We start from the raw sequence: 14,656 nt of genomic DNA on the forward strand, positions 1-14,656 counted from the left end.
CTCTCGCAACAGTTTCATCTTTGTCGCGCGGTTGACCGCCTGCTAGTTAGGATGCCCTAAGTAGTTCGAGGGCCCGAAAATTGCACACGGCCGGCCGAGAATTCGGGCGCGACGTGGGACTACTACGGCCATCGTAGTCCAAAACGCCGGTGGCATCACGGACCGGGAGCCAGCAGTGCCACGGTCTCCAGGTGGTGGGTGTGGGGGTACAAGTCGAAGGCACGGAGCCCGGCGAGTTCCCAGCCCGAGCGTCGAAAGTAACCGAGGTCACGGGCAAACGACGCCGGATCGCAGGACACATAGGCAATGGCACGGGGCTGCGAGGCAATGAGTTGCCCGACGACGGCTTTCCCTGCCCCCGCACGGGGCGGATCGAGGACAAGAGCGTCGAAATTCCGCGGTTTCTGGCGGAGCACGCGCTCCACGCGGCCCTGGACCACCTCCACCTGCGGAGCTGAATGGAGGTTCTTGCGTGCATCGCGGCTGGATCCGGGCGCACCTTCGACCGACAGGACGGACCCGGTCTCCCCCACGGCATCGGCCAGCGCGGCAGTGAACAATCCGGCCCCGGCGTACAGATCCGCCACCACCGCCCCGGGGTGCAGGAAGCCGCCGCCGCTCAGGAATTCCGTGACGGCGCCCACAAGTGTCCCGGGCGCGTCGCGGTGGATCTGCCAGAAGCCCGCGCCCGACACGCGGTAATCGTGGCCGGCCGCCGTTTCCTGCACCCACGTCCGTCCCCGGACCTGGGTCGCGTCGCCGCTGACCGGATCGAACGCCGCCACGGATACCTCCGCCGGCAGTCCGGCGGCAATGGCCCGCAGCCGCTTGTCCTTGGTTCCCGGCGCCGGAGCCAGGAGCACCAGTGGGCGGGAGCCGTTCGCCGGAGCCGCCACCTCAACGCGTTCGATGCCCTGCAGGTCCAGCTCCCACAGGCGGAGGGCGTTGACCGCTTCCGTGGCCAGCGGCATATCCCGCACCGGAACGATATGCCCGGAACGGTGCGCGTGCATCCCCAGCTTGCCGCCGGGGGTGACCGAAAAGCTCGCCCGTGTCCGCCACCCGAGGCCGGAGCCGTCGTCGTGCGCCTCCCCCACGGCTTCGACGCTGCCGGCCCACACAGACGGTGCAGGGTCAACGCCGGCGAGCCGGGTGAGCTGCTCGGCCAGGACGTCCGCTTTGAGTTGCCGCTGCCGGGCCAGCGTGATGTGCCCGAATTCGGCGCCGCCCACCGGCGGATGGCCGTGGCCCCAGGCCCGGGCTGAATCGGCGAGGTGCCAGAAGTGCTCCACCCGGTCCGGTGACGCTTCGAGGATCTCCACGGCGTCCGCCCGCCAGAACTTGGCGTGGTCGCCGGCATCGGTCAGCCGGACACGGACCTTTTCGCCGGGGATGGCGTGCCGGACAAAGACCACCCGGCCTTCGTGGCGGGCCACGCAGTGCCCGCCGTGGGCAACCGGCCCGACGTCGAGCACGGCTTCTTCGCCGGCGTGGCCGGCCTGGTCGGATGCCGGCACTGCCGTGGGCGAGGTTCTTGCGGTCACTGGACGTCCTGCAGATTCTTGGCTTCTTCGGATGATTTGAGCTGCCAGGGAACGCTGGCCACCATGACGCCGGGTTCGAAGTGCAGCCGGGTCTTGATCCGCAGCGCGGTCTGGTTGTGCACCAGCTGCTCCCACCATTTGCCCACGACGTATTCCGGAATGTAGACCACGATGAGGTCCCGCGGGGAGTCAAGGCGCATTTGCTTGACGTAGTCCATGATGGGCGTGACCGTCTCGCGGTACGGGCTGGCAAGGACCGTCAGCGGGACCGGGATTTCGAGCTTCTCCCAGTCGGTAATGGTGTGGGCGGTCTCTTCCGGATCGATGTCCACCGTAATGGCGTCCAGCCGTGAGGGCCTGGACGCGCGGGCGTAGGCCAGGGCACGCAGCACGGGCTTGCGGACGTGCGAGACCAGCAGCACGGCGTGGACCCGGGTGGGCAGCGCGCGCGGCGAGGAGTCCTCGTCCACGGCAAGTTCCTTGGCCACATTGTCGTAGTGCGCCCGGATGCTCCACATGATCAGGAAGAGGATGAACATGGCCAGCAGTGCGATCCAGGCGCCTTGCTGGAACTTGGTGATGAGGACGATGACCAGCACCAGGCCGGTCATGCCGAACCCGATGGTGTTGATGGTGCGGGATTTCAGCATCCGGCGCCGGACGGCCTTGTCCTTGACGAGTTTGAGTTCGCGGCCCCAGTGCCTGATCATGCCGAGCTGGCTGAGGGTGAAGGAGATGAAGACGCCCACGATGTAGAGCTGGATCAGCTTGGTGACGTCGGCGTCGAAGGAGATGATCAGCACCAGGGCGCCGGCGGCAAGGGCCAGCACGCCGTTGCTGAAGGCGAGCCTGTCGCCGCGGGTGCGCAGCTGCCGGGGCAGGTAGCCGTCCTGCGCCAGGATGGAGCCCAGCACGGGGAAGCCGTTGAAGGCGGTGTTGGAGGCGAACACCAGGATGACGCCGGTGGCTGCCACCACGATGTAGAACGGGATGGAACCGGGGCCGAAGATGGTCTGTGCGATCTGGCTGATGGCGGGGTTCTGGATGTAGCCCTCGGGCAGCGGCTTGCCGTCGAGCAGGAACTCCTTGGCCGGGTCCAGCACGATGTGGACCTTCGTGGCGTTCGCCAGGTAGATGATGCCTGCGAGCATCGCGGCACCGATGATGCCCAGGAGCAGCAGGGTGGTTGCCGCGTTCTTGCTTTTGGGGTGCCGGAAGTTGGGAACGCCGTTGCTGATCGCTTCGACACCCGTCAGTGCCGCGGCGCCGGAGGAGAAAGCCCGCAGGAGCAGGAAGGCACCGGCGAGGCCCACGAGGCCCTGGTCGAAGCCTTCGGTCGGGACGATGGTGAAGGCTGCAGACGGCGCCTGGCCAAGCTGCCCGGTGGCCGCCTGGAAGATGCCTACCGCGGTCATGCCCAGGATGGAGGCCATGAAGATGTACGTGGGGACCGCGAAGACGCTGCCGGCTTCCTTGATGCCGCGCAGGTTCACCAGGGCAAGGATGACGACGCCGATGGTGGCAATGATTGCCTGCTGGCCGTGCAGCGACGGTACAGCCGTGGTGAGGTACGCCGCGGCCGAGGACATGGACACGGCAACCGTCAGGACGTAGTCCACCAGGAGCGCGGAGGCCACAGTCAGGCCCGCGTACTTTCCCATGTTCACGTTGGCAATCTCGTAGTCGCCGCCGCCGGAGGGGTAGGCGTGGACGTTCTGCCGGTAGGAGGCAACGACGGTCAGCAGGACCACCATCACGGCCAGGCCCACCAGCGGTGAAATCGCCACCGCACTGACGCCGGCCAAGGCAAGGGTCAGCAGGATTTCATCCGGGGCATAGGCTACGGACGACAACGCGTCCGACGCGAAGATCGGCAGTGCGATCTTTTTCGGCAGCAGGGTATGGGCAAGGCGGTCATTCCGGAAAGGCCTGCCCACCAGCACGCGTTTGACGGCGTTCAGTATTGTCAACACCCCACAAAGCTAGTCGGAATCGCGGACGATGTCATGACGGAGCCGGGCCGGGCCGAACCGCGGACGTGCCGGTAGAGTTCTAGCTGCACGATCGTGACGTACATACAGAGGAGATACGGTGGCGCATTTCGTGATCATGGGATGTGGCCGGGTGGGGGCAACGCTGGCGCACACGCTGGAGGATGCCGGCCATTCCGTGGCCATCATCGACCAGGACGACCGAGCGTTCCGCCGGCTCCGCCAGGGGTTCACGGGCCGGAAGGTCACGGGGGTGGGATTCGACCGGGACACCCTGAAGCAGGCCGGCGTCGGTGAAGCCTATGCCTTCGCGGCGGTGTCCAGCGGCGACAATTCGAACATCCTGGCCACCCGCGTGGCCCGCGAGACGTTCCATGTCCCGCACGTGGTTGCCAGGATCTACGACCCGGGACGTGCCGAGATTTACCAGCGCCTGGGCATTCCCACCGTGGCAGCCGTCCGCTGGAGCGCGGACCAGGTATTGCGCCGGATCCTGCCCGAGCAGCACCTCGCCGGCGATTTCCGCGAACCCTCCGGGCGCCTGGTCCTGGCTGAGCTGGACCTGGACGGTGGCTGGATCGGGCACCGGATCAGCAGCATCGAGAAGGCAGCCGGTGTCCGCGTGGCCTATCTCACGCGGTTCGGCGAAGGCCTGCTGCCGGACGCGGGCACCGCGTACCAGGACGGCGATACCGTGCATGCCATGCTGCAGGTGGACCGCAGCGCCCTGATCGCCCAGATCCTCGCCAAAGCCCCTGCCAAGGAGTATCAGTGAAAGTAGTCATCGTCGGCGCCGGCAGCGTCGGATCATCCATTGCCCGGGAGTTGCTGGCGCACAAGCATGAGATCCTCCTGATCGACCTGAAGCCGGAGGTGATCGGGCGCAGCGGCCTGCGCGGTGCCCATTGGCTGGTGGGTGATGCATGTGAGCTCTCGACGCTCCAGGGCGCCAAGGTGGAAGATGCCGACGTCGTGGTTTCCGCTACGGGTGATGACAAGGTCAACCTGGTGGTGTCGCTGCTGGCGAAGACGGAGTTCGGCGTGGGCCGTACCGTTGGCCGGGTCAACAACCCCAAGAACGACTGGATGTTCAACGACTCCTGGGGCGTGGACGTCGCGGTCAACACCCCGCAGCTGATGACTGCCCTGGTGGAGGAAGCCGTTGAGATCGGCGACCTTGTCCGGCTTCTGACGCTCCAGACCGGCGTTGCATCGCTGGTGGAGTTCACCGTGCCGCACGACTCGCACGTTATCGGCATGACCGTTGGGGACATCCACTGGCCGGAAGACGCCACCCTGGTGGCAATCCTCCGCGACCAGGCCCCCATCACCCCGAGCCGGGACGATGTCATTGACGGCGGCGACGAACTCTTCTTCGTCACCACGATCGCCGCCGAGGACAGGTTGCGTGAGCTTCTCTCCTCGGCTCCCGGCAGCATCGACGCCGGCACCCCGCCGCAGCCCGCCGTCGGCGTCCAGCATGCCGCAAGCGAATACGGTCCGGTGCCGGACGACGACGGCTTCGACGGCTAGGTGCCCCGGGCCCTGGGTCCTCAGGCGGCTGGGGGCATCAGGTGTCCTGGCCGGCGCCTGCCCGGTCTTCGGCTTCGGCCGGAGCCGGGCGGGTGACGAGCCACGCCACCCACACTCCAAGAATGTACAGGGGCGCGCCCATGATCAGGCGCGTCGTGGCGAGGGCGGCCAGGCCGTCTGAGCCCATCAGGTACAGGGGAACCTGTACGATGAGCCGGAGCGCCAAGACCGCAACGATGATCCAGGTGCCCAGCCGGTAGGCCTTGACCCGGTCCGGGTCTTTGCGCCATTCCACTCCCTCGTTGCGGATGAAACCGAAGAGGAGCCCGGCGACCGGCCATTTAACGATGATTGAAACCACCATCGCCAGGATGTAGGCGGCGTTGGTGAAGAAGCCGGGCAGGTAGAAATCCTCAGCCTTCCCGGTGGTGTTGGCCAGCCATGCCGAAATGCCGACGCCCACCACGCCCGCCAAGGCCTGGGTCAGGGGGCGCCGTTGTGCCAGCCTGGCGATGGTGAACGCAGCTGCCGATGCCAAGGCAGCAACCAGGGAGAGTGTGAGCTCCCGTGTCACGGTGAACGCCACGAGGAAAACCAAACCGGGAACAATGCTTTCCGCAATGCCCTGGACTCCCCCGGCGCTTCGCAGGACGTCCACCCTGCCGTCGTGGGTGCGGTGGAGCCCCGCCTTGGCCGCGTACTCCGCGGCCAGCCCGGCTACCGGCGACGGCGCGGCTGCCGGTGACGGGTCCGCCCCCTGCCGCCGGCCCGGGGCGGCGTTTTCGGAGGACTGTTCGGGCTGCTGCTCGGTCATTCGTGCTCCTGGCGGGACATGATCTCGTAACGGGGATTAAAGATGGTGGGCATGTCCTTGCCGCGGGCAAGCATTCCTTCGACCCGGATCTCGGCGCCCGCTTCGATGCCCGGCACCCGTCGTCGGCCCAGCCACACGATGCGAAGCCGTGCGGGCTTGTTCCGTCCGGGGCCGGGGCCTGGCCGTCCGGTTCCGGTCTCGGAGACGATGGCAATGAACTCTGCCGTCCGGTCCGCGGGTACGAAAGTCACAGATTCGATGTGCCCCTGGCACAGCACGCGTCCCTTGTCCGGGAGTTGGGCCAATGGGGTCAGCCCACCGGACGCCTGGGCGGGTCCGCCGTGTGCGGCCTCAGCCGATTTGGGTGATTTCGGGACCACGTTCTGGTTCCTCCAATGTGGGACCGGCGGGCGGAGGAGTAGCGGAGGCATCCTTGGGCAGCCGCAGCTGCAGGAGATCCCGCGGCGGCATGGGGCTGTCGCCCCGGACCACCACCACCTTCCGGAACAGGGTCTCCAACGGTTCGGCGGCGGGTCGCTCCAAGGCTGCGGGTCCACCCAGGACGCCGCGCAGGAACCAGCGCGGACCATCGACGCCGATGAAACGGGCCACGCGGTAGCCCTGGCTGCCGTCCGGAAGCCCGGCTGGGAGTTTGGCAACCAGCTCCGTGCCAAACGCGCCCTCCACCTCCTCGACCTGGCCGCCCTGGGCGCCGACCGACTGGCCGATCTGTTCGCGGATTTCGTCCCACAGCGTTTCTGTCTTGGGGGCGGCGAACGCCTGCAGTTGAAGGCTGGATCCGTTCAGGTCAAGGGTTACGGCCACCACCCGCTGCGTCGCCTCTTCAACCTCGAGGCGGAGCTGGAGTCCCTCGCTGGGCGTGATCAGCAGGGCACCGAGGTCCACGAAGCCGTCCCGGCTGCCTACCTCGGATTCGTCGAAGGGGCCATCCTGGCTGCGCGTTGAAGCGGCGGTTGGGCCTTCTTCGGATTCCGCTGCCGTCAGCTCTTCGGCCGGTTGCGCCGGCTCTTCCTTCTTGGCTTTCCTGCCGAGCCCAAAGACCATGGGTGACTCCTTCGTTCCTAGAATGTGCCAGTTCTCAAAATCTGCCGGCCGGGACCAGGTCCCGCCGTCGTTCGCGCTGGCGTGGCAGCGGTTGTGGGTGGAGGTGTCAGGCTCCGGGAACGTTGAACCCGCCGGTGGAGCCGAAGCCTCCCGCGCCGCGCACGGAACCGCTCAATTCGACGACAGGAATGAAGTGCGCGTGTTCCACCCGCTGGATAACCATCTGGGCAATTCTATCGCCGCGGCGCAGCTCGATCGGCTGGGACGAGTCGGTGTTCAGCAGGGTAACCGATATCTCTCCGCGGTAGCCGGCATCCACGGTGCCGGGTGCGTTTACGATTGTCAGCCCGTGCTTGGTGGCCAGTCCGGAGCGCGGGTGGATCAGCGCAACGAACCCGTAGGGCAGGGCAATGGCCACACCTGTGGGGACCAGTTTGCGCTCCCCCGGCATCAGGACCACGTCTTCGCGCGCGCGAAGGTCCGCTCCGGCGTCGCCCGGGTGCGCGTAGGAGGGAGCTTCCAGGTCCGGATCCAGCATCTTCAACTGGACCTGCATGGTGGGCGAGGCTGGGGATGCCGTGTCCGGATCGAGGTCTACTGCGGTGGGATGTTCAGTCACAGTCACTCACTCTAACCCGCGCCCCCGCAACAGTCCCAGATGGCCGGATCCGGAGCCGCAGCACCCAAGATGAAATAGCGGACCAAAGGTGGAAAGCTTGGCATATGCCCGAATCAAGCACGCCAGCGTCCGTTCCCAGCACACCCTCGGCCGGGACACCTGTCACATACCAGGAGAAGCTCTGGCCCAACGCCTGGATCTGGGTCATTGCCGTGGGCGTCTCCGCGGCCGGCATCCTGGTCTTCGCCCCCATCAGCATGGCGGCCGGGTATACCGCGGCGGTGGTGCTCCTGGCCATCATCAGCGTGCTCCTGGTCCTGTCCACTCCAACCATCACCGTTACCCGGGACGCACTGACGGTCGGACGGGCCAGCATCGAACGCAAATTCGTCGGCAGCGTTGAGCCGTTCACCTCCGGGGAGGCCACAGCGGAGCGGGGCACGAGGCTCAACGGGCTCGCCTACCTCTGCATCAGGGGCTGGATCGACCCCGTCGTGAAGATCGAGATCACCGACCCGGCCGACCGCACCCCGTACTGGCTCGCCTCCACCCGGCATCCTGACAAGCTGGCCGCTGCCCTCACCCGGGGCTGAGCGTACAAATATCCGTCGCAGCCTTTCCACCTGCGGTTACTCCTCCTCGGCGCAGGGCGGGCCCGCCCGTTCGGGCCGGAATCAGGCGGAAAATCACGGCGCGCCCTGCCCCTTGAGCCAATTCGGCGCCACCGGGTGGCAGAGTTTCGATTGATAGTAATGCCAGGGTGGAGGATTTGTATGCAGGATCTACGGCTTGTAGGCGTGCACGACGACGGGACGCATCTCCTGTTGGGCGGGGCCGGCGGCGAGATGTTCCAGCTGCCGATCGATGAGGCCCTCAGGACGGCCAGTCGGTCAGCGGCCAAACCGCGGGCGGAGCGGCCGGCCGTTCCGATGTCCCCGAGGGATATCCAGGCCCGGATCCGCGCCGGTGCCACCGCTGCCGACGTGGCCGAGTTGTCCGGCATGCCGCTGGCCAAGGTGGAGCGTTACGAAGGTCCGGTCCTTGCCGAGCGCGAATACGTTGCGCAGCAGGCGCGGAAAGTCGAAGTAGCGGCGCCCTCTCCCGGCCACGACATCTACCGGTCCGCGTTCGGCGATTCCCCGGCCACCCTGGACGACATGGTTTCCCACCGGTTGTCCGCACACGGCATTGATCCCGCGACGGTGGAATGGGATTCGTGGCGGCGCCAGGACGGCACCTGGACGGTATCCGCGAGTTTTGAGGCCAAACCGGGCGGGACCTCCGGCATTGGCGAGGAGCCTCCGGCCCTGTGGACGTTCAGTCCGGCACGCAAGTCGCTGCAGAACACCAACCGGTGGGCACAGCAATTGAGTGAGCTTGAGCCGCTGGACGGACCTGTTCCGGCCCGCCGCCTCACCGCTGTATCGGACCGCCCCTTCGACTTTGAAACCGACGCGGATTCGTCCAAGGCGTCCGGCAGCCAGGGCGCCCCGGCCCAGGAGTCAGGCAAGGAGTCCGACGGCCTCCTGGATATGCTGCGGTCGCGGCGTGGCCAGCGGATAGGCGTCGACGAAGATTCTGATGACGCCTTGGCGCTGCTGCTGACCCATGGGGTACCGGCGGCCCATCCCCGCCCGTCCGAGGTGGTTCCCGAACCAGAGTCAAACGAACCGGAGCCCCAGGACGACCAGCGTGACGGACCGGCAGCCCAAGGTGATTCGTTTATCCGCCGCAGGGATGCCAGGCCGTCCATGCTGTCCAGGCTCAGCCTTATCCCGCCGCACCGCGACATCCAGGACGATGCTTTGCGGCTTCACGACGGCGTCAGCACGGACACGAGGGAAATCACGATTGCCGCGTCCCCGCAGAAACCTTCGGGCGGCAGCCAAGGTGCAGCACCAGGCGCCGGGCTGGATGAGTTGCTTGGCGGGAACGCCCGCCGCACCACGGCGAAGCCGGACGACGCTTCCCCCGCCACCGGCCAACTTCCGGAGGCCGAGGCGCCGGAACGGTCGGCTAAGCCAAAGCGATCCAGCGTCCCCTCCTGGGATGAGATCGTTTTTGGAACCCGAAGCGACTAGGAGCTTTTCTCGCAGCCCCTGATGGACTTGGGCACGTGCTAGGATCCCCAGCACGCGGCCGCGTGTAAAGCGCAATTACCAGGAGGTTCTCGGTGCCGGACACAACCTGCCATATGTCCATTTCGCTGGACGGCTTTGTCGCCGGACCGGACCAGAGCCGCGAAAACCCGCTGGGTAAACGCGGGCTCGAGCTGCATGGCTGGCATATCGGCGACCCCCGGGCCACCGAAACCAACCAGGTCGCCGCCAATTGGCTCATGCGGCCTCGCGGCGCCTATGTGATGGGCCGGAACATGTTCGGTCCCATCCGCGGTGAGTGGAGTGGGGAATGGAACGGCTGGTGGGGCCCGGAACCGCCTTATCACGCACCCGTTTTCGTCCTCACCCACTATGAGCGTGACCCGATCCAGATGGAGGGCGGGACCACGTTCCACTTCGTCACCGAGGGATTCGACGCCGCCTATGCTGCCGCGTCCCAAGCCGCCGGAGACAAGGGCGTGGACATCGCAGGTGGAGCCTCGACCGTCCGCCAAGCACTGGCTGCCGGCGTCGTGGACGAATTGACGCTCGACATCGCCCCGGTGCTTCTCGGTTCGGGCGAACGTATCTTCGACGGCATTGAGTCTTTCGACTTCGACCCCGTCGAGGTGCTTCACTCGCCGTTGGCAACCCACATCCGCTACCGGCGCAGGCAGTAGATCCGCCTGGTGGCGTTGGCTCCGCCTGTCCCAGCGAGGGCGTTCACGCGTGGGTGTGCAGGTATCCCTCCCGGCCATCCCCTGGGCCATGTGGGTGGTCCCCAGTCCTGGTGTTCGCTGGGGTAGTGGCGGCCGGCCGGTGAGGTCCAGCCCGGTGGTTCGGTTTTGCTGGCCGGGGTGGGTTTCCAGCCGGTGGTATGCCGGAGGCGGTGGTGTTTCGGGCAGGGCTGTCCCAGGTTGCTGATTCCGGTGGTCCCGCCGTTGACCCAGGCCAGGATGTGATCGGCCTCCGTGTCCAGTGAGGAGTTGCTGCACCCCGGGAACGGGCACTTACCATCCCGGAGCCGGAGCCAGTTCCGCATCGCCTTGCCCACCCGGTAGCTGGTCCTGCCGATCTCCAGGGGTGCCCCGTCCCGCGGGTCCACGAGCACCCGGTAAAACGCTCCCGCACCCTCCGCGACCAACCGGCGCGCCATCGAAGCCGGGATCGGCCCATACCCATCCAGCACCGCCGCCTCATCCGTCAACCCGAGCAGCGAAAACACCGGCACGGTCACCAACACCTGCGCCCGGATCGGCGAACGCGGCAGGTCGGCTCCGTCAACAGCCCCGCTGGCAGTACAGTCGGCGGCCGCGCTGCCGCCACCCACCACACTCTCCGCGAAGGTGTCGGCCCGGAGCTGGGTGAGGGTCCTGGCCTCGCCGGGTCCTTGGAGTCCCCGGGCCACAGCGGTCAGCCGGTTCCAGCCCGCTGCCGCCTGGTCCGCGGGCAGATACGCACCCAGCCACGCCATCCCGTCCCGGCCGGAACTCCACCCGCCGGTCCACCACCCCCTTGGCGTGACGTTTCTCGATGCTCCCGGCATGGCGGCGCTCCCGCCAAACCCTGGCCTTGGCACGGAACCGGTGCGCCGGCAACTCCCCCACCGCACACCCCCGCACCGCATCCGGTGCACCGGGGTCCAGGAAATGAGCCTCCAACCCCGCCGCCCCCGCAGCATCCAACCCGGCCGTTTCATCGGCCAACACCGTGGCGTGCTGCCAGGAGATCACCCCCGCCTGCAACGCCGACAAGGTCAACGGCAACCCCTTGACCACAGCCTGCGAGGTGGCCAGGAACGCCCCCGCAGCCCGCGGACCCAGCGCCAGCACACACCCAACCTCCGCCGCGACCGCCATCTCCTGCGCCACCACCGGCACCCCCGGCCCCGCCACAACACCCGCAGCATCCGCAAACGCCACCGCAGCCCGCGCCCTCAAACCAGCGACCCGGGCCTCCACCTCACGGACACCGGCCAGAACATCAAGGCAACCATCCGCCAACCCAGCCAACGGATCAGCCACCGAAAACGGCTCCGCACCACACCCGTCCACCTCGGCAACCAACACCGCAAGGGCAGCACGAATATCCGCCAACGCCCCCACCACCGCCGCTTTCCCCATAAACCCATCATCACAAAGGGGTACGACATTTAAGGTCCGAGATTTAGGGGCCGGCCACGACAACCGGTCACCCAAAGACACGGGACAGGTGTCGACAAGCTGAACCACCGGCAGGCTCAACCACCGGGTCTGCGCGGACACTTACGTCCCGCGGGGCTCCCCTGGTCCACCTGAACCGCGCCAGAGGCAGGCGTCCACTTCGAACGGCAGCAATTCGTCCTGCTGGGCCATCAGTTTGGCGCCGTGCGCCGTCACCCTGCGCATGAAATGCCGGCGGCACAGCGTCTCGTAACCCACCACGGGGACGTGTTCGGCAGCCTGCGCGGTGGCGGCGTCGGCCACCATGTCCACGTCGCCGACCACCACCTGCGCACCCTCGGTGACCATGACGCCGTCGACCGTTCTGGCGTTGTGCGTGGCTCGGCGGCCGCACCAGCACAGCGCCTCCACTTGGAGCACCTGCACCCGGTCAGCCAGCTCAATAAGGCGTTGGGACCCGGGGAACAAACGGGTGCGGAAGTCGGCAGTGATGCCGAATGCGAAGACGTCGACGTCGATCTCGTCCACCACCTTGGCCAGTTGCTCCACCTGCACGGGGGTGTAGAACTGGGCTTCATCGCAGATAAGGTAATCCACCCGCCTGCCCTGGGTGCGCCGGACCATGACTTCCTCCCAGAAGTCCGTGCTGTCCAGCACCTCCACGGCGTCCGTCTCCAGGCCCAGCCGGCTGGAGATGCGGGATTCGCCGGCGCGGTCGTTGCGGCTGAACCGCACACCGCCGCGGCCGCGTGCCCGGTGGTTGTAGTCCATCTGCAGGGCCAGCGTGGATTTTCCGCAGTCCATGGTGCCGGAAAAGAAAATGAGTTCAGCCACGCCGGCGGCTCCTTCCGTCGGCTGCAAAACAGAGCAGCGGGACCTCACGCTCGGCTTTGGTCAGGGAGCCGTGCTGGCCTACCACTTCCATGGCGGTGGGTCGCATGCGCCGCCCGTCATAGAGGGCGACGGCGTCCCGCGCCGCGATCATGACGTCACCGATCCTGCCCTCCACGGCAGGCCGGACGTCACCAAAAAGTCCCCCGGCGATTGCTTCTTCCCGGGTGAAGGCCCATACCCGGTCGCCAAACCTTGATTTCCAGGCAGCCACCAGCCGTTCCCGGCCGGCAGAGCCATCCAGGTGCGTCTCTTCGAGGTACAGGTGGACCATCCGGGGTTCGCCGGCAGTATGCCGGACGCCGTCAACCAGCGCAGAGTCGGCGGAGAAGTCGATCCGCTGGGACTCGGGAATGTCGAGCATGCCGTGGTCTGCGGTGAGCAGGATCGTGGTCCCGGCGGGCAGTGAGGAGTTGAGCCGCTTGACCGTGGCGTCGAGCTCCTCCAACTGGTGTTCCCACTGTTCCGACCGGCAGCCGTAGCGGTGGCCGGCTTTATCCAGCTCATTCACGTAGAAGTACATCAGGGATGGACCGGCGCCCGCCATGGCGTCGGCGGCAGCGCCGGTGCGGGCATGGGCGGTGGTTCCGGAGATGAACCTGCCGCCGCGCAGGGCGGCCCGGGTCATGGGCGAACCGTTGAACTGGGCGAGGCTGACGGTGCTGACATCCGCCTGCCCGGCCACCCGCTCAAAGACCGTGGGGAACGGCTGCCAGGTGGCCGGATCGACGCCGGGGTCCCAGTTGCCCAGGAGGTTGACTACCTTGTCCTGCCCTGGGTCCAGGACGTCGTACCCCACCATGCCGTGCTGGCCGGCGGGGAGCCCGGTCCCGAAGCTGGCCAACGCTGCGGCCGTGGTGGAAGGAAACGCCGAGTCCAGCCATACAGGGACGTCGCCCTGGCCTGCCTGGACCACCGAACGCAGGAAGGGGGTGTGGGCGGCTTTCTGCTTCAGCAGGTTCCTGCCCAGGCCGTCGGCGAGGACCACGCAGACACGGCTGGCGGCGGGGAGGCCCAAGGTGTTGTCGAAGCCTTCCATCCCCAGGCTCGCCGCAGCACTGGTCAGGACTTCGGCGACGGAACGGTGCCCGTAGGCAGGAGCGGGCGGAAGATCGGGGGTGTATCCGGAAGCGGGAGTTTGTTCGGCTTGGTGGCTGGCTTCGGGCATCTCAGCGCTGCTGGTGCCCGCGGCTGAGCCGGTTTCCGAACACCCCGGACCGCGGACGGGGAGCCATGGACTGCACGTGGGGCACGGGCGCTGCCGATGCGGTGTTGACGGCGCGCAGGGCCCGGGCAAAAAGCTTGGCGTCCTGCACGGCCTGCAGCCCGTCGGCCTCGGCGCTGATGCGGAGCACGATGTCTTCCTGCGCGATGGTGCCCGTGTAGCCGTGGTCCGCTTCGCACTGCGGGTCCCCGCAGCTGGCGGGACCCATGTCCAGGCGTTGCCCGCCGGACCACGCAATCGACAGGGTCAATTCGCGGACGGGATCCGAGGGCTTGTAGTTCTGCGGCTGGGCGTACATGTAGCTCAGGACCACGGAGCGGATCTGGGCCACGGGAACTGATTCGGTGGAGATCTGCGCGACGATCTGCTCCCCCGCCTCGTCCAGCTGCTGGTCGTCCACGTGGGTGATGACCAGCATGTCCGCGGTGAGCACCAGCACCGTGATGTGGCGCCGCACCTCCGCCCGGTCAAAATGGGTTTCCAGGTGCACCAGGTGCGCTACGCAGTCCCGACCATCCAGGGCGTCGTCAACGACGTCGGAGACCAGTCGCGGGTAGAAGCCGGCCTTCTGCAGCGCGTCTTCGAGGCTCTGGCCCTGGAGTCCGTGGTGGTGTGAGCTGTGCTGGCGGAGTGCCTGGTTTTCATTGCCGGGCGTTTCGGGCGCCGACGCGGGAGGCTGGAAGCTCATGCCCCCATTTTCACAGATCGGCCGG

At 67.1% G+C, this 14,656-nt stretch carries 14 protein-coding genes and 1 pseudogene; 5 read left to right on the plus strand and 10 right to left on the minus strand.

Features of this window, described 5'->3' with window-relative positions; translation table 11 throughout:
- Positions 1–155: 155 nt before the first annotated feature.
- Both AC4EEO_RS11050 and AC4EEO_RS11055 read right to left on the minus strand, forming a co-directional pair.
- Positions 156–1,544: a class I SAM-dependent RNA methyltransferase gene (locus tag AC4EEO_RS11050; RefSeq protein WP_018761111.1), complete on the minus strand. Its 1,389-nt coding sequence runs from the start codon at positions 1,542–1,544 to the stop codon at positions 156–158.
- Positions 1,541–3,517: an APC family permease gene (locus tag AC4EEO_RS11055; protein WP_043423783.1), complete on the minus strand. Its 1,977-nt coding sequence runs from the start codon at positions 3,515–3,517 to the stop codon at positions 1,541–1,543. Before AC4EEO_RS11055 ends, AC4EEO_RS11050 begins: the two co-directional genes overlap by 4 nt.
- 118 nt (positions 3,518–3,635) lie before the next feature.
- Between AC4EEO_RS11055 and AC4EEO_RS11060 the strand changes: the two genes are divergently transcribed.
- Together AC4EEO_RS11060 and AC4EEO_RS11065 are read left to right on the plus strand one after the other, a co-directional pair.
- The gene (locus AC4EEO_RS11060) at positions 3,636–4,310 is read left to right on the plus strand and encodes a potassium channel family protein (protein ID WP_018761109.1); all 675 of its coding nucleotides are present in this window, start codon (positions 3,636–3,638) and stop codon (positions 4,308–4,310) included.
- The gene (locus AC4EEO_RS11065) at positions 4,307–5,068 is read left to right on the plus strand and encodes a potassium channel family protein (protein ID WP_018761108.1); all 762 of its coding nucleotides are present in this window, start codon (positions 4,307–4,309) and stop codon (positions 5,066–5,068) included. Before AC4EEO_RS11060 ends, AC4EEO_RS11065 begins: the two co-directional genes overlap by 4 nt.
- A gap of 37 nt (positions 5,069–5,105) precedes the next feature.
- On the opposite strand, the gene AC4EEO_RS11070 is transcribed toward AC4EEO_RS11065, so the two are convergent.
- The 4 genes from AC4EEO_RS11070 to dut form a co-directional block, all read right to left on the minus strand.
- The gene (locus AC4EEO_RS11070; RefSeq protein ID WP_491338849.1) at positions 5,106–5,882 is read right to left on the minus strand and encodes a DUF3159 domain-containing protein; all 777 of its coding nucleotides are present in this window, start codon (positions 5,880–5,882) and stop codon (positions 5,106–5,108) included.
- Positions 5,879–6,187 (minus strand): hypothetical protein, encoded by a 309-nt coding sequence (locus tag AC4EEO_RS11075; RefSeq protein ID WP_018761106.1) that lies wholly within the window; start codon positions 6,185–6,187, stop codon positions 5,879–5,881. Before AC4EEO_RS11075 ends, AC4EEO_RS11070 begins: the two co-directional genes overlap by 4 nt.
- Positions 6,188–6,233: 46 nt before the next feature.
- Positions 6,234–6,947, minus strand: a complete 714-nt coding sequence (locus AC4EEO_RS11080) for a DUF3710 domain-containing protein (protein ID WP_018761105.1) — start codon at positions 6,945–6,947, stop codon at positions 6,234–6,236.
- Positions 6,948–7,053: 106 nt separating this feature from the next.
- Complete coding sequence (gene dut, locus AC4EEO_RS11085) at positions 7,054–7,566, minus strand: dUTP diphosphatase (protein WP_491338850.1); 513 nt, start codon at positions 7,564–7,566, stop codon at positions 7,054–7,056.
- A 104-nt stretch (positions 7,567–7,670) separates the two neighbouring features.
- Between dut and AC4EEO_RS11090 the strand changes: the two genes are divergently transcribed.
- The 3 genes from AC4EEO_RS11090 (at position 7,671) to AC4EEO_RS11100 (ending at position 10,345) form a co-directional block, all read left to right on the plus strand.
- The gene (locus tag AC4EEO_RS11090) at positions 7,671–8,159 is read left to right on the plus strand and encodes a DUF3093 domain-containing protein (protein ID WP_285248931.1); all 489 of its coding nucleotides are present in this window, start codon (positions 7,671–7,673) and stop codon (positions 8,157–8,159) included.
- Positions 8,160–8,339: 180 nt separating this feature from the next.
- On the plus strand, positions 8,340–9,647 hold the full coding sequence (gene sepH / locus AC4EEO_RS11095) for a septation protein SepH (RefSeq protein ID WP_491338851.1): 1,308 nt from the start codon (positions 8,340–8,342) through the stop codon (positions 9,645–9,647).
- Positions 9,648–9,739: 92 nt separating this feature from the next.
- Complete coding sequence (locus AC4EEO_RS11100; protein WP_491338852.1) at positions 9,740–10,345, plus strand: dihydrofolate reductase family protein; 606 nt, start codon at positions 9,740–9,742, stop codon at positions 10,343–10,345.
- On the opposite strand, the pseudogene AC4EEO_RS11105 reads toward AC4EEO_RS11100, so the two are convergent.
- The 4 genes and pseudogenes from AC4EEO_RS11105 to AC4EEO_RS11120 form a co-directional block, all read right to left on the minus strand.
- A pseudogene (locus AC4EEO_RS11105) lies at positions 10,327–11,788 on the minus strand (HNH endonuclease signature motif containing protein). The gene AC4EEO_RS11100 and the pseudogene AC4EEO_RS11105 sit on opposite strands and share 19 nt — an antisense overlap.
- Positions 11,789–11,929: 141 nt before the next feature.
- Entirely contained in the window at positions 11,930–12,661 is a 732-nt protein-coding gene (locus tag AC4EEO_RS11110) for a thymidine kinase (RefSeq protein ID WP_018761100.1), read from the minus strand.
- Positions 12,654–13,886 carry an alkaline phosphatase family protein gene (locus AC4EEO_RS11115; RefSeq protein WP_018761099.1) on the minus strand — a complete coding sequence of 411 codons (1,233 nt, stop codon included), beginning with the start codon at positions 13,884–13,886 and terminating at the stop codon, positions 12,654–12,656. Before AC4EEO_RS11115 ends, AC4EEO_RS11110 begins: the two co-directional genes overlap by 8 nt.
- A 1-nt stretch (position 13,887) precedes the next feature.
- Complete coding sequence (locus AC4EEO_RS11120; RefSeq protein WP_018761098.1) at positions 13,888–14,631, minus strand: DUF5998 family protein; 744 nt, start codon at positions 14,629–14,631, stop codon at positions 13,888–13,890.
- Between the last annotated feature and the right edge of the window lie 25 nt (positions 14,632–14,656).

The organism is Pseudarthrobacter sp. MOO13 (assembly GCF_058267655.1).